Origin of the sequence: Actinocatenispora sera (assembly GCF_018324685.1) — a bacterium.
Classification (GTDB): Bacteria; Actinomycetota; Actinomycetes; order Mycobacteriales; family Micromonosporaceae; genus Actinocatenispora; species Actinocatenispora sera.
This window is the reverse complement of sequence record NZ_AP023354.1, coordinates 4,786,640-4,800,473: the sequence shown is the minus strand read 5'-3', so window position 1 is coordinate 4,800,473 and position 13,834 is coordinate 4,786,640. Positions and strand designations below refer to the sequence as shown.

The following is a 13,834-nucleotide window of genomic DNA, read 5'->3' as shown; positions in this document are numbered from 1 at the left end:
AGACTTCCCTTCTCACGTGCGGGAGAACGCATCGTGTCCTCGACCTTTGGGCGGCGCTCGACGCTGCCCACCTCACCCGCCACCGCCAGCGCCAGACGCGGGATCGCGGCGCTCGCCGTCGCCGGTACCTGCTGGGGTACCACCGGCGTCGCGGTGGCGCTGATCTTCCGGCTCGGCGACACCGGCCCGGTCGCCGTGTCGTTGTGGCGGCTGCTCGGCGCGATCGCGGTACTGGCGCCCGTGGTCGCCCTGCGCCGGATCCGCCGGCGTCGTGTCGTACCCGTGAGTGCGCCGGAAACCGCACCGCACCGGCCCGCGGCACGAGGAACCAGCCGGCAGCGGACCGGGCTGCTGGCCGCCGCTGGCACTGGGATGGCGTTGTTCCAGGCGGCCTACTTCGCCGCCGTGCAGCACACCGGGGTCGCGCTGGCCACCGTGGTCACGCTCGGCGCGGCGCCGGTACTGGCCGCGCTCGGCGGCCGGCTGCTGCTCGCCGAGCGGCTCGGTGCCGGCGCGGTCACGGCCGTGGCCGGTGCGGTGGTGGGCCTGTCGATCCTGGTCGCGGGCGGCGGGCCGGGCTCGGTCGCGGCGTCGGGCGTCGGCCTCGCGCTCGCCTCGGCGGCCGGCTACGCGGCGACCACCCTGGTCGGCCGGGAGCTCGGGCGGCGGCGGCTGGCCGACCCGTACACGCTGACGTTGGTGTCGTTCGGGGTGGCGGCGGTGCTGCTCGCGCCGCTGGCCTGGCTGACCGGCCCGCTACCGCACACGGCCCATCCGGGGGAACTGGCGTTGCTGCTGGGCTACGTGGTCGTGGTCACCACGGCGGTGGCCTACCCGCTGTACTTCGCCGGCACAAGCGCGGTACGGGCGGCGACCGCCGCGGTGGTCACGCTGACCGAACCGCTGTGTGCGGCGGTACTCGCGGTGACCGTGCTCGGCGAACGGCTCGGCGCGGCGAGCCTGGCCGGGATGGTGGTGCTGGCCGGTTCGATCGTCGCCCTGGCCCGCGCCGAGTCGGCGTCGGCACGTACCCGTCCGGCGCCCCGGCCCGCCGATCGGGCCGGGCGCCGCTGACCGATGCCCGGGTGCCGGGCGGCCGGTCTGATCGATGGCCCACCGGCACCCGTGGTAGTCTCTCCGACGACTGTGGCAACACGCGAGGAGGTGAGACCCGTGAACGTTCGATCGAAGTGGGTGCTCCCCTCGTCGTCACGGTCGCGCGGCTGAGGTGGTCGCCGCCGGGGAGCCTCGACATTCAGGCACTCGGCGAAAGGCACCACACCATGCATTCTGTTCGTTTCACCGCGGAGACCTCGTCGGACGGCGTGGTCGAACGCGACTTCCTGGTCGGCGAGATCCCCGGCGTCCTCTGGTCGCCGGCGGCCGGCTCCGCGCACGCACCGCTGGTCCTGATGGGCCACGGCGGCGGCCTGCACAAGAAGACCCCGGCACAGGCGGCGCGCGCCCGTGACCTGGTCACCTCGCACGGCTACACGGTCGCCGCGATCGACGCGCCCGGGCACGGCGAGCGCCCGTGCAGCGCCGACGACGAGCGGGCCCGTACCGAGATGCGGGAGGCGGTCACCGGCGGAGACGCCGACCGGTTCGAGTCGGTCAGCGTCCGCTACACCCTCGACCTGGCCCAGCGCGCGGTACCGGAATGGCAGGCCACCCTGGACGCCCTCCAGGAGTTGCCCGAGATCGGCGCCGACGCACCGATCGGCTACGGCGGCGGCATCTCCCTGGGTACCGCGATCGGGATCCCGCTGACCGCCGCCGATCCACGCATCCGCGCGGCGATCTTCGGCGGCGGCTTCTTCGTGTACGAGCAACTGCTCGCCGCGGCCCGCCAGATCACCGTCCCGGTGCAGTACCTGCTGCCCTGGGACGACCAGTACGTCGACCGGCAGTCCTGCATCGAGCTGTTCGACGCGTTCGCCTCGGAGGAGAAGACCCTGCACGCCAACCCCGGCGACCACCGCCGGATCCGCTGGGTCGGCCTCGACGAGGGGTTCCTGCCCCGCCACCTGAGCCGGGTCAACACCCCGGCCTGACCGCCCGGTGGCCGGCTCCGGGACAACCGGAGCCGGCCACCGGCCGTACCACCGGCGGTCAGGCCGCCGTCTCGGTGGCGTCGGCGAACTGGGTGGCGTGCAGCTGCGCGTACCGGCCGCCGGCGGTGAGCAGCTCGGCGTGGCTGCCGCGCTCCACGATCCGGCCGTCCTCGACCACCAGGATCACGTCCGCGGCGCGGATCGTGGACAGCCGGTGCGCGATCACGATCGCGGTACGCCCGGCCAGCGCCTCCCCCAGCGCCTCCTGTACGGCGGCCTCGGAGGTGGAGTCCAGGTGCGCGGTCGCCTCGTCCAGGATCACCACCCGCGGCTTCGCCAGCAGCAGCCGGGCGATCGTCAGCCGCTGCCGCTCGCCACCCGACAGCCGGTAGCCGCGTTCCCCGACGACGGTGTCCAGCCCGTCGGGCAGCGAGCCGATCAGCTCGTCGAGCCGGGCCCGGCGCAGCGCGTCCCACAGCTCCGCCTCGCTCGCCTCCGGCGCGGCCAGCAGCAGGTTCGCCCGTACCGACTCGTGGAACAGGTGCCCGTCCTGGGTGACCATGCCCACCGCGCCGCGGATCGTGTCGAACGACAGCTCCCGCACGTCCACCCCCGACAGCCGGATCGCCCCGCCGTCGGTGTCGTACAGCCGGGGGAGCAGCGAGGCCAGCGTCGACTTGCCGGCGCCGGACGACCCCACCAGCGCCACCAGCTGCCCCGGCTCGGCGGTGAACGACACGTCGTGCAACACCGTCTCACCGCCGCGCTCGTCGAGCCGGGCCACCTCCTCCAGCGACGCGAGCGACACCTTGTCGGCGGCCGGATAGCCGAACTCGACCCGGTCGTACTCGACCGACACCGGACCGTCCGGCAGCTTCGTCGGCTCCGCCGGCTCGGCGATCAGCGGCTTGAGGTCCAGCACCTCGAACACCCGCTCGAAGCTGACCAGCGCGCTCATCACCTCGACCCGCGCCGACGCCAGCGAGGTCAACGGCGCGTACAGCCGGGTCAGCAGCAGCGCCAGCGCCACCACCGCACCGGCCTGCAGCGTGCCGGCCAGCGCCAACACCCCGCCCACCCCGTACACCAGGGCCAACGCCAGCGCCGAGACCAGGGTCAGCGCCGCCACGAACACCCACTGCACCATCGCGGTGCGCACCCCGATGTCGCGCACCCGGCGGGCCCGGGTGGCGAACTCGGCCGACTCCCGGTCCGGCCGGCCGAACAGCTTGACCAGCGTGGCGCCCGGCGCGGAGAACCGTTCGGTCATCTGGTTGCTCATCGCCGCGTTGTGATCGGCCGCCTCCCGGCCCAGCTGCGCGATCCGACGGCCCATCCGCCGCGCCGGCAGCACGAAGATCGGCAACAACACCAGCGCCAACACCGTCACCTGCCACGACAGGGTGAGCATCACGGCCAGCGTCAGGATCAGCGTGACGATGTTGCTGACCACCCCGGACAGCGTGTCGGAGAACGCGCGCTGCGCGCCGAGCACGTCGTTGTTGAGCCGGCTGACCAGCGCCCCGGTCCTGGTCCGGGTGAAGAACGCGATCGGCATCCGCTGCACGTGGTCGTACACCGTGGTGCGCAGGTCCAGGATCAGCCCCTCACCGATGCGCGCCGACAGCAGCCGCGACGCGATCCCCACACCCGCCTCGGTGACCGCGATCGCCGCGATCGCCAGCGCCAACCCCACCACCACCCGGCTCGCCGCATGACCCACGATCGCGTCGACCACCCGGCCGGCCAGGATCGGGGTCAGCACCGCAGTGATCGCGGTGACCACGCTGAGCACCAGATAGGCCAGCACCCGCCGCCGGTGCGGCCGGGCGAACGCCAGCACCCGGCGCAGCGTGGCGGCCGAGAACGGTCTGGCCTGCTGCTGGTGCCGCACGTGGTACAGCTGGCTCCAGGCGGTCGATTCCATGCTCACCGTGGGGCTCCTTCTGCCTCGCACTGCTGGCGGCCGGGCATCCCGACCGGACCGCGCAACACTAAAACCTGATGTGAACTTCAAGTCAACCCGGCGGCGGACCCGCCACCATCACACCCCACCACACCGACAGAACGCGTCAGTGGTGGCCGACCCGGCAACACGAACGCGCCCGGCACCACCGTGCCGGGCGCGTTGCTCACCACCAGATCAGCGCGGCATCATCGCCACGACCGCCCAACCCAGGTACTCCCGCCGGTAGCGGGCATACCCCTCCGGCTGCGTCGACAGCTCGGCACGCATCTCCGCGGCCAACTCGTCGTCGGGGTTGGCAACCAGCCAGTCCCGGATGTTGCGCCACTGCGCCGCCTCGTACCGGTCCCAGCCGTCCTGATCGGCAACCACCAGCTCGACCACGTCGTAGCCGAGCTCACCCACATGACGCAGCAGACCCGGCAACGAACGAAACTCGTCATCGGGGCCCAGCCCGCAACCGGCCACGACCTCCGCATCCGGCTCCCGCCGCCAGTACGGCTCGCCCACCACGATCACACCCTCCGCCGCCAGACTGCGGCGCAGCAGCGCGACCGTACCGTCGAAGCCACCACCGATCCAGGTGGCACCCACACAACACGCCACCGCCACCGGCTCGGCCGCCACGAAACCGGCCGCATCGTCGTGCACGAACCGCACCCGGTCAACCACCCCGAGCTCCACCGCACGCGCCCGCGCCGCGGCCGTGAACACCGTACTGATGTCCACCCCCGTACCGGTGATGCCGTGATCACGCGCCCAGGTGCACAACAACTCGCCCGAACCACTGGCCAGATCCAACAGCCGGCTACCCGGCACCAACCGCAACACGCGACCCAACGTCGCCAGCTGCTCATCGGTCAACGGGTTGTGAATGCGATGACTGCTCTCACGAATGTGATACCTACGGGACAGATCCACGTCGAGGATTCCTCACGTCAACAGGAGCGAAACAGGGCACCGTCTGCGGCGCCACCGGCGCCGCAGAGACCCGAACAGCCATCCGTCTCACCCCTGCACGTCGTAGGTCCTCGACCCGACGACGCTAACCGCCCCACCCGCCGCCAGCGACCCGATATCACCGACGCCAGACGCAGCGGGGCGGCGCACCCGAAACCGGATGCGCCGCCCCGACGAACGCTCGAAACCCTCAGGCAGTACGCCCGCGCCGAGCCCGCAGCTCCTGCAGCCGCTCGGCGAGAATGTCCTCCAGCTCGCCCACGCTGCGCCGCTCCAACAGCATGTCCCAGTGCGTCCGCGGCGGCTTCTGCTTCTTCTGCTCCGGCTCCTCGCCGTCGACCAGCTTCGCCACCGTGCCGTCGAACTTGCACTCCCACGTCATCGGGATCTCGGCATCCACCGCGAACGGCACCGTGAACCGATGGTTCCTGGCGCAGACGTAGTCACGGTTCTGCCTCGGCGCCAGCTCGGTGTTGCGGTCAGACTCGTAGCTGACGGCTCCCAGGCGGCTGCCGCGCAACATCCGCTCGCCCATGGTCGGCTCTTCCCTCCGAGGTAGTTACAATCCACCGATCGAAACGACCGGGGACGTCGAATGATTCCCGCCCGCCGGCACACCCCACCCAGCCGGGGCGCACGACGCACGGTAACCCTTCCAGAGTGACACTATGACCGGCCAGCGGCCACAACGATGTCGCTTCCCACCAACGCACCACCACCGGCAGTACCCACACGCACACCACCGGCCACCCGGGCCCCACCGAACCGGACGACCAGCCCGACAACCCCGAACCGCGCCCACAGTACGTGACCAGTACCACCGGCGCCGCCGCGGCCCGCGCCCCGACCACCCCTCAGTCCGACACCCGCTCCGCATCCGCCGACAACTGCGCCACCACCCGATACGTCCGGTTCGCCCGCGCCGCCTCCCGCTGCGCCACCGCCGTCGACGCGATGTACCACTCGCTCGTCACCACCGACGCGTGCCCCAACAACCGGGCGATCTCCGTGATCGACGCACCGTCCTCGGCCAACCGCGTCGCGAACGTGTGCCGTAGCGCATGCACCAGCGCGCCGCGCTGCACCCGGTCCCGCACCCCCGCATGCCGGTAACACTGCTCCACCAGATAGCGCAGCTGGCTACGGGTCAACCCGGCACCCGACCCCGCCACGAACAACGGCGCACCCGGCACCACCGACCGCGCACCCAACCGCGAGCGCCGCGACCCCAGATACGCCGCCAGCAACACATCCAGCGGCTCCTCCACCGGCACGTACCGGAACCGGCCGCCCTTGCCCGCCACCGCCAACCGCCGCTCACCCGGCCGCCCCGACAACGACGACACCCGCAACGCCAGCAACTCCGCCGACCGCACCCCGGTCAGCAACAACACCGCCAACACCGCCAGATCCCGCTCCGGCCACGGATCCCGCGCCCGCCGCGCCCCGGCCGCCACCGCCGCCAACAACTCCTCCGGCGTGCCGTCACCCTGCAACGGCTTCGGCACCCGCTCCGGGCGCCGCGGCCGCGCCACCCCCGACATCGGGTTACCCGGCAACAACTCCTCGGCCACCAGGAACTCGCAGAACGTGCGCCACACCGACCACGCCCGGCCCACCGACGCCGCCGCCCGATCCGCGGCGAACACCGCGAACGCCGCCCGCAACACCGGCGCCGACAGATCCGACACCACCGGCTCCCGGCCCAACTGCTCCGCCACGATCGCCGACACCGCCGCCAGGTCCCGCCGGTACGCGGCGGTCGTGTGCGGCGAGTCCTTCCGCGGCGCGCGGGCCACGAAGAACGTCTGCACCGCCGCCGCCACGCTCGTCACCGTCACATGATCATCGTCGCCGGAGGCTACGACACATTGGCTTCCACCCCACGGCTGAAGCCGAGGGGATTCCAACCCGCTCATGCGGCAGGTTGGTACGTGCTCCCGCGCGGGGACGCTGGTTCCTGCTGCACAGACCGGACACCGCCGCGGTCTCCACAGGCTGACACGGCAGGCCCTGCCGCGAGGATGTTCTTGGCCGCGTTCACGTCCGCATGATCGGTGTAACGGGCCGCGCTGTGCAGGGCACGTTCCAGCCGGTGCCGGCCCTTGTCCAGGATCGCCCGGTTCAGCCCGGCCTTCTGGGCGACATACCGCACAGCTGCGTATTCGATGAGTCGACGCACTACAGGCGTCCGACCACCGACGGCAGGGGAGCGGTGCACGGACAGATCTCGATCGAGCGCCACAACCGAGCGGAACCTCCACCGGCACGCCCTAGCATCGAGCGCATGACCGGACAGCACACCACTGGACTCAGCATCGGCCAGGTCGCCGAACGTACCGGGCTCAGCGTGCACGCGCTGCGCTTCTACGAGCGCCAGGAACTCCTGCCCACCCCGGTACACCGGCAGGGCGAGCGTCGCGTCTACACCGAGGCCGACCTGGAGTGGTTGACCATCTGTGTCAGCCTGCGCGCGTCCGGCATGCCGGTCGACCAGATCCGCCGCTACACCGAACTGGTCCGCGACGGCGACGGCAACGAGACGGAGCGCCTCGAGCTGCTGCGCGAACACGAGGCCCGGGTCCTCGACCGCCTCGCCGAGCTGTCCCGCGCGCTGGAGCTGACCCGGTACAAGATCGGGATGTACGAGCGGCACCTCGCCGCCGGCACTGCCGACACGCTGTGGAACCCGCACCACGCCGGAGCCGCTCCGGACGACGACGGGGGACCGGTGTCCTGCACCGCCGCGCCCCGTGCCGACGAGGTCGGCGCGGCGGACCGGTAGGGGAGGGGCACCACCTCGCCCGGGCCGGCCGGCACGATGGCCGCACCGACGGCGATGACGGGCCGCCGGGGGCCGTTGGGCGGTGAGGCCACGCGGCGGGGGCCGCGACATCCAGGATTTGCACATAAGCGTTATTATGCGTACAAAATAGACATACGCCCATGATGGCGGCATGATCGAATTCGGTCGCGCGGTGCCGTCGACGTCGCTAGCCTGCGGCGACCAGCCCGACTCGATCGCCCAGGGGAGCAGACGATGCTGATCCGGCCCGCGAGCGCGGACGACCTGCCGATCCTGCGCGACATCGAGTGGGCCGCCGGCGAACAGTTCACCGCGATCGGCATGCCCGAGATCGCCGCCGACGAGCCGGCGTCGATCGACGAACTGGAGCGCTACCGCGCCGCCGGGTACGCCTGGGTGGCCGCCGATCCGCAGCCGGCGGCGTACCTGATCGCCGAGCCGGTCGACGGCAGCCTGCACATCGAACAGGTCTCGGTCCGACCCGAGTACGCCCACCGGGGCATCGGCCGGCAGCTGATCGACACCGCCGACGCCGCGGGCTTCCCGGCGCTGACCCTGACCACGTTTCGCGACGTGCCCTGGAACGCGCCGTACTACCGGCGGCTCGGATTCCGCGACCTGGCGGAAGCCGACGAGACGCCGGGGCTGCGGCGCATCCGCCGCACCGAGGCCGAACACGGTCTGGACCGCTGGCCCCGGCTGTGCATGCGCCGGGACAATCCACTCGCAGGCGGCCATCCCGGTCGCTAGCGTCCGGCGCATGGACCGAACCCGCAGCTACACCGAACACAACCGGGTCTGCTGGGACCAGATCGCGCCGGCGCGCGCACCGGAGCCGGCGGAGTTCTTCGCGGCGGGTGGGTCGACGCTCGACGACTGCGAGACAGAGGCGCTGCCGGACGTGGCCGGGCAGCGGCTACTGCACCTGCAGTGCGCGTCGGGCAATGAGTCGCTGTCCTGGGCGGTACGCGGTGCGCAGGTGGTCGGGGTGGACATCAGTGCGGTGGCGGTGCGGTTGGCCACCGAGCGCGCGGCGCAGACCGGGTTGGCCGCCCGGTTCGTCGCGGCCGACGTGTACGACCTGCCGGCCGAGCTGGTCGGTTTCGATGTCGTGTACGCGAGCAGTGGCGTGGTCTGCTGGCTGCCGAGCCTGGACCGCTGGGCGCGGACCGTCGCGGGTCGGCTACGGCCGGGCGGTCGGTTCCTGCTGTACGAGCACCATCCGGTGTGGGAGGCGACGGCCGGTGCGCCGGACGCGTTGCGGCCGGTGGCCGACTACTTCGGGCGTTCGACGCCGGTGGCGGGGTTGGATCCCACGCGGCGGCCGCGGGCGGCGGTGCCAGACCGTTCGTTCGTGTCGTTCCTGTGGCCGCTGGGTGACGTGGTGACCGCGTTGGCGCGTGCCGGCCTGCGCATCGAGTTGGTCGTCGAGCATCCGGTACCGGAGTTGTACGGTGCGGGCCCGGCGGCGGCCCGGTGGCCGGGGACGTACCTGATCCGCGCGGTGCGTTCATGACGGCCCGGGGAAGCCCCTTCCGTGACTCCCGTCGATTCTAGTTGACATAATGTTCATTATCGGCGCTTCGGGACAGTGCGGGGAAGCACCCCGATTCGCAGCTCAGCGAGCTTTGCGCCGTCGGTGCGGGGTGCGGACGGGCTGGCGCTCCGGCGCGGCCCGGTATCGAAACCCCGGCGGTCTCGTGTTCTCTCGGCGATCCGGTGAACGCGACGCGCTGGGCGCGCCGGGCGCTCGCCTGCCGTGCCGCGCCGTTGACGGTCCTGGTACGCAGGCGGGCTGGTGCTCCCCGTGTCCCGGACCACTCCCCCTGGCGAAATCGGACATAACGCCCGGTCAGGTGCCGATGTAGCCGGCGAGGTGTTGGCCGGTGAGGGTGCTTCGGTCGGCGACGAGGTCGGTCGGGGTGCCTTCGAACACGATGCGGCCGCCGTCGTGGCCGGCGCCCGGGCCGAGGTCGACGATCCAGTCGGCGTGTGCCATGACCGCCTGGTGGTGTTCGATGACGATCACCGACTTGCCGGCGTCGACCAGCCGGTCGAGCAGGGCGAGCAGTTGTTCGACGTCGGCGAGGTGCAGGCCGGTGGTGGGTTCGTCGAGGACGAGGATGCCGCCTTTCTCGCCGAGGTGGGTGGCGAGCTTGAGGCGTTGCCGTTCGCCGCCGGACAGGGTGGGCAGCGGCTGGCCGATGCGCAGGTATCCGAGGCCGACGTCGACGAGGTGGCCGAGGATCCTGTGCGCGGCCGGTACCCGGGAGTCGCCGGTGGCGAAGAACCGTTCGGCCTCCGTGACGGACATGGCGAGTACCTCGCTGATGTCGCGGCCGCCGAGGTGGTAGTCGAGCACGGCGGCCTGGAACCGCTTGCCCTCGCACTCCTCGCAGGTGGTGGCGACGCCGGCCATCATGGCCAGGTCGGTGTAGACGACTCCGGCGCCGTTGCAGGTGGGGCAGGCGCCTTCGGAGTTGGCGCTGAACAGGGCGGGTTTGACGCCGTTGGCGGTGGCGAACGCCTTGCGGATCGGTTCGAGCAGCCCGGTGTAGGTGGCGGGGTTGCTGCGCCGGGAGCCCCTGATGGGGCTCTGGTCGATGGTGACGACGCCGTCGCGGCCGGCGACCGACCCGTCGATCAGGGAGCTCTTGCCGGAGCCGGCGACGCCGGTGACCGCGACGAGGACGCCGAGCGGGATGTCGACGTCGACGCCGCGCAGGTTGTGGGTGTGCGCGTCGCGGATCTCCAGCGCGCCGGTGGCGGTACGGACGGTGGGTTTGAGGTGGGCGCGGTCGTCGAGGTGGCGTCCGGTGACGGTGTCGCTGTCCTTGAGCTCGGCGACGGTACCGGTGAAGCAGATGGTGCCGCCGTCGGTGCCGGCGCCGGGCCCGAGGTCGACGACGTGGTCGGCGATGGCGATGGTTTCCGGCTTGTGCTCGACGACCAGGACGGTGTTTCCCTTGTCGCGCAAGCGGAGTAGCAGGGTGTTCATCCGCTGGACGTCGTGCGGGTGCAGGCCGATGGTGGGTTCGTCGAACACGTAGGTGACGTCGGTGAGCGACGAGCCGAGGTGCCGGATCATCTTGGTGCGTTGGGCTTCGCCGCCGGACAGGGTGCCGGCGGGTCGGTCCAGGGACAGGTAGCCGAGGCCGATCTCGACGAACGAGTCGAGGGTCTCCCCCAGCGCGGCCAGCAGTGGCGCGGCGGTGGGCTCGTGCAGGTCGCGTACCCAGCCGGCGAGGTCGGAGATCTGCATGGCGCAGGCGTCGGCGATGCTGGTGCCGTTGATGGTGGCGGAGCGGGCGAGTTCGGACAGTCGGGTGCCGTGGCAGTCGGGGCAGGTGGCGAACGTGACGGCGCGGTCGACGAAGGCTCGGATGTGCGGCTGCATCGCCTCCTTGTCCTTGGCGAGCATCGACTTCTGGACCCGAGGGACGAGCCCCTCGTAGGTCATGTTGATGCCTTCGATCTTCATCCGGACCGGTTCGTGGTAGAGCAGGTCGTGCAGTTGTTTCTTGGTGTAGTTGCGGATCGGCTTGTCCGGGTCGACGAGGCCGGAGGCGGCGTAGAGGCGGTAGTTCCAGCCGCCGGCCTTGTAGCCGGGGATGGTGAGGGCGCCGTCGGCGAGTGACTTGCTCTCGTCGTAGAGCTGGGTGAGGTCGATGTCGGTGACGCTGCCCCGGCCCTCGCAGCGGGGGCACATGCCCCCGGTGATGCTGAAGCTGCGGCGTTCCTTCATCTTCTGGCCGGCGCGTTCGATGGTGACGGCGCCGGCGCCGGAGATGGAGGCGACGTTGAACGAGAACGCCTGGGGTGAGCCGATGTGCGGGGTGGCGAACCGGCTGAACAGGATGCGCAGCATGGCGTTGGCGTCGGTGGCGGTGCCGACGGTGGAGCGGGGGTCGGCGCCCATGCGTTCCTGGTCGACGATGATGGCGGTGGTCAGCCCGTCGAGGACGTCGACGTCGGGGCGGGCGAGGGTGGGCATGAAGCCCTGGATGAACGCGCTGTAGGTCTCGTTGATCATCCGTTGGGATTCGGCGGCGATGGTGCCGAACACCAGGGAGCTCTTGCCGGAGCCGGAGATGCCGGTGAAGGCGGTGAGGCGGCGTTTCGGGATCTCGACGTCGACGTTGCGCAGGTTGTTGACGCGCGCTCCGTGTACCCGGATCAGGTCGTGGCTGTCGGCGACGTGTCGTGCTGGCGGCGTGCGGTCTGTCCTGGTGGCGGTGCGCATCGTCTCCCCCTGCGTGTGCGCGGATGGTACGGCCGGCGGCGGTGCCGCCGGCCGTACCATCTTGCCTGGTTGGTGTGGGTCAGCTGTCCTGGAGCAGGCCGAGGATGTTGCCGTCGGGGTCGGTGACGGTGGCGACCAGGCGGCCGCCGCCGACGTCGTGCGCGGCTTCGGCGAGCGTGGCGCCGGCGGCGGTGACCTCGGCGATCTTGGCTTCGATGTCGGGTACGTGCCAGTAGGTGACGGGGCCGGTCATGCCCTGCTCGGCGCCGTTGGGTACCAGGCCGATGTGCTGGCCGGCGGCGTCGAATCCGACGTAGTAGGGCGCTTCGGCGGTGGGCGTGGTGCCGAGCAGCGCGGCGTAGACCTTGGTGGCGGCGGCGAGGTCGGTCACCGGGTGCAGAACGGTCTTGATGCCCTGGGTTTCGCTCATGATCGGTTCCTTTCGTTGTTTGTGCTGGTCAGCTGCCGGTTGGCGGGCTGGTATCGACGCTACGTGCGGGTGGCGGGTCGGGCTTCTCGATTCCTGACGGGCTGTCGGTGGCGGCGGGTGAGCAGCAGCACGCCGGCGGCGGCGGTACCGAGGGTGACGGTGGCGAGGCCGGAGGCGGCGAGGGTGTCGGCGGGGCCGAGGGCGGTGGTCAGTGGTCCGCCAAGGGCGGTGCCCAGGGGTGCGGCGGTGAGCAGGACGGCGCTGCGGGCGGCGAGCAGGGTGGCCAGGTGTTGTGGCGGTGCGGTCTGCTGCATCAGCGTCACCGACAGCGGGACGAACGGGCCGTAGATGGCGCCGCCGAGGGTGAAGCAGGCGATGGTGGCGGCGGTGGGCAGGTGGCCGGCGAACGGCAGCAGGGTCAGTCCCCAGCCGAGCACGATGGCCAGGGTGGTGGGCCACAGGGGCAGCCGGCGCAGGGTGCCGACGGTCAGGCCGCCGAGCAGGGCGCCGATGCCGAACAGCATCCAGTAGGTGCCGAGCAGGGTGCCGGGTGCGTGCAGGTCGGCGGTGACGTGCAGCGGTAGGGCGACCTCGACGGGGCCGTACAGCAGGTTGAACAGCCAGGTGAGGGCGAGCAGTCCGAGCAGGTGTGGGTGGGTGCGCAGCAGCCGGGCGCCGCCGTGGGTGGTGGCCGGATCGGGTGCGGGGGGTGTGGGGTGGTCGGGCCGGGTGCGCAGGACGGCGGCGGCGAGGGCGAGGTAGCTGGCCGCGTCGAGGCCGAGGACCAGGGCGGGGTGCAGGGAGGTGACGAGCAGCCCGGCGAGGGCGGGGCCGGCGATGGTGGCGGCGAAGGTCAGCGAGCTGACCAGGGTGTTGGCGGCGAGCCGGTGGTCGGCGGGGAGCAGTTCGGCAAGCAGCGTGTAGGTGCCGGCGCTGCCCCAGGCGTGCAGCAGCGAGGAGATCGCGAGCAGTGTCGCGTAGAGGGGCAGGGTGAGGTGCCCGGTCAGCCAGGTCAGCGGGATCAGGCCGAGGAACGCGGCGCGCAGGGTGGCGTCGGCGAGGACCAGCCGGCGGGCGGGGAGCCGGCGCAGGCGGCGGCCGAGCAGCAGCGCGCCGGCGACTCCGGGCAGGGTGTAGGCGGCGACGGTGCCGCCGACCCACAGTCCGGCGCTGGCCGGTGGGGCGAGGGTGAGGGCGAGCCAGGCGACGGCGACGAAGCTCATGCCGTCGCCGAGGGCGGAGACGGCGAGGCCGGCCAGCAGCCGCCGTACGGGCGGGTGGGCGAGCACCGGCCGGTACGCGGCGGGGACCGCGCTGTGCGGTCGGATGGTGGGCATCGGTGCTCCTGTCGGTGGACTGCGGTCAGCATCGCCGG

The 13,834-nt window shown here is 71.7% G+C and carries 12 protein-coding genes; 5 read left to right on the top strand and 7 right to left on the bottom strand.

Going from position 1 to position 13,834, the window contains the following annotated elements:
- Positions 1-33: 33 nt before the first annotated feature.
- Entirely contained in the window at positions 34-1,074 is a 1,041-nt protein-coding gene (locus Asera_RS22805; RefSeq protein WP_035296392.1) for a DMT family transporter, read from the top strand.
- A 209-nt stretch (positions 1,075-1,283) separates the two neighbouring features.
- Entirely contained in the window at positions 1,284-2,054 is a 771-nt protein-coding gene (locus tag Asera_RS22800; protein WP_030446031.1) for a dienelactone hydrolase family protein, read from the top strand.
- Positions 2,055-2,112: 58 nt separating this feature from the next.
- On the opposite strand, the gene Asera_RS22795 is transcribed toward Asera_RS22800, so the two are convergent.
- From Asera_RS22795 to Asera_RS22780, 4 genes are all read right to left on the bottom strand, one after another.
- The gene (locus Asera_RS22795) at positions 2,113-3,981 is read right to left on the bottom strand and encodes an ABC transporter ATP-binding protein (RefSeq protein ID WP_211255573.1); all 1,869 of its coding nucleotides are present in this window, start codon (positions 3,979-3,981) and stop codon (positions 2,113-2,115) included.
- 216 nt (positions 3,982-4,197) lie between these two features.
- Positions 4,198-4,851, bottom strand: coding sequence for an SAM-dependent methyltransferase (locus Asera_RS22790; RefSeq protein WP_342344425.1), 654 nt, complete (start codon positions 4,849-4,851; stop codon positions 4,198-4,200).
- A gap of 319 nt (positions 4,852-5,170) precedes the next feature.
- Entirely contained in the window at positions 5,171-5,515 is a 345-nt protein-coding gene (locus tag Asera_RS22785) for an RNA polymerase-binding protein RbpA (RefSeq protein ID WP_030446028.1), read from the bottom strand.
- A gap of 319 nt (positions 5,516-5,834) precedes the next feature.
- On the bottom strand, positions 5,835-6,806 hold the full coding sequence (locus Asera_RS22780) for a tyrosine-type recombinase/integrase (RefSeq protein ID WP_425305988.1): 972 nt from the start codon (positions 6,804-6,806) through the stop codon (positions 5,835-5,837).
- A 461-nt stretch (positions 6,807-7,267) separates the two neighbouring features.
- Between Asera_RS22780 and Asera_RS22775 the strand changes: the two genes are divergently transcribed.
- The 3 genes from Asera_RS22775 to Asera_RS22765 all read left to right on the top strand — a co-directional run bounded on the left by Asera_RS22775 (position 7,268) and on the right by Asera_RS22765 (position 9,302).
- The gene (locus tag Asera_RS22775; protein WP_084131379.1) at positions 7,268-7,765 is read left to right on the top strand and encodes a MerR family transcriptional regulator; all 498 of its coding nucleotides are present in this window, start codon (positions 7,268-7,270) and stop codon (positions 7,763-7,765) included.
- Positions 7,766-8,020: 255 nt separating this feature from the next.
- Positions 8,021-8,536 (top strand): GNAT family N-acetyltransferase, encoded by a 516-nt coding sequence (locus Asera_RS22770; protein WP_030446025.1) that lies wholly within the window; start codon positions 8,021-8,023, stop codon positions 8,534-8,536.
- Positions 8,537-8,546: 10 nt separating this feature from the next.
- Positions 8,547-9,302, top strand: coding sequence for a class I SAM-dependent methyltransferase (locus Asera_RS22765; protein WP_035296390.1), 756 nt, complete (start codon positions 8,547-8,549; stop codon positions 9,300-9,302).
- 336 nt (positions 9,303-9,638) lie between these two features.
- Here the strand turns inward: Asera_RS22765 and Asera_RS22760 are convergent, their stop codons facing one another.
- The 3 genes from Asera_RS22760 to Asera_RS22750 form a co-directional block, all read right to left on the bottom strand.
- On the bottom strand, positions 9,639-12,029 hold the full coding sequence (locus Asera_RS22760; RefSeq protein WP_030446023.1) for an ATP-binding cassette domain-containing protein: 2,391 nt from the start codon (positions 12,027-12,029) through the stop codon (positions 9,639-9,641).
- A gap of 79 nt (positions 12,030-12,108) precedes the next feature.
- Complete coding sequence (locus tag Asera_RS22755; protein WP_030446022.1) at positions 12,109-12,459, bottom strand: VOC family protein; 351 nt, start codon at positions 12,457-12,459, stop codon at positions 12,109-12,111.
- 59 nt (positions 12,460-12,518) lie between these two features.
- Positions 12,519-13,796: an MFS transporter gene (locus tag Asera_RS22750; RefSeq protein WP_051802175.1), complete on the bottom strand. Its 1,278-nt coding sequence runs from the start codon at positions 13,794-13,796 to the stop codon at positions 12,519-12,521.
- Between the last annotated feature and the right edge of the window lie 38 nt (positions 13,797-13,834).

Excerpts from the sequence above, each read along its gene's own strand:
- Asera_RS22800 (WP_030446031.1), top strand. The coding sequence starts at position 1,284 with ATGCATTCTGTTCGTTTCACCGCGGAGACCTCGTCGGACGGCGTGGTC.
- Asera_RS22795 (WP_211255573.1), bottom strand. The coding sequence starts at position 3,981 with ATGGAATCGACCGCCTGGAGCCAGCTGTACCACGTGCGGCACCAGCAG.
- Asera_RS22785 (WP_030446028.1), bottom strand. The coding sequence starts at position 5,515 with ATGGGCGAGCGGATGTTGCGCGGCAGCCGCCTGGGAGCCGTCAGCTAC.
- Asera_RS22775 (WP_084131379.1), top strand. The coding sequence starts at position 7,268 with ATGACCGGACAGCACACCACTGGACTCAGCATCGGCCAGGTCGCCGAA.
- Asera_RS22770 (WP_030446025.1), top strand. The coding sequence starts at position 8,021 with ATGCTGATCCGGCCCGCGAGCGCGGACGACCTGCCGATCCTGCGCGAC.
- Asera_RS22765 (WP_035296390.1), top strand. The coding sequence starts at position 8,547 with ATGGACCGAACCCGCAGCTACACCGAACACAACCGGGTCTGCTGGGAC.
- Asera_RS22760 (WP_030446023.1), bottom strand. The coding sequence starts at position 12,029 with ATGCGCACCGCCACCAGGACAGACCGCACGCCGCCAGCACGACACGTC.
- Asera_RS22755 (WP_030446022.1), bottom strand. The coding sequence starts at position 12,459 with ATGAGCGAAACCCAGGGCATCAAGACCGTTCTGCACCCGGTGACCGAC.
- Asera_RS22750 (WP_051802175.1), bottom strand. The coding sequence starts at position 13,796 with ATGCCCACCATCCGACCGCACAGCGCGGTCCCCGCCGCGTACCGGCCG.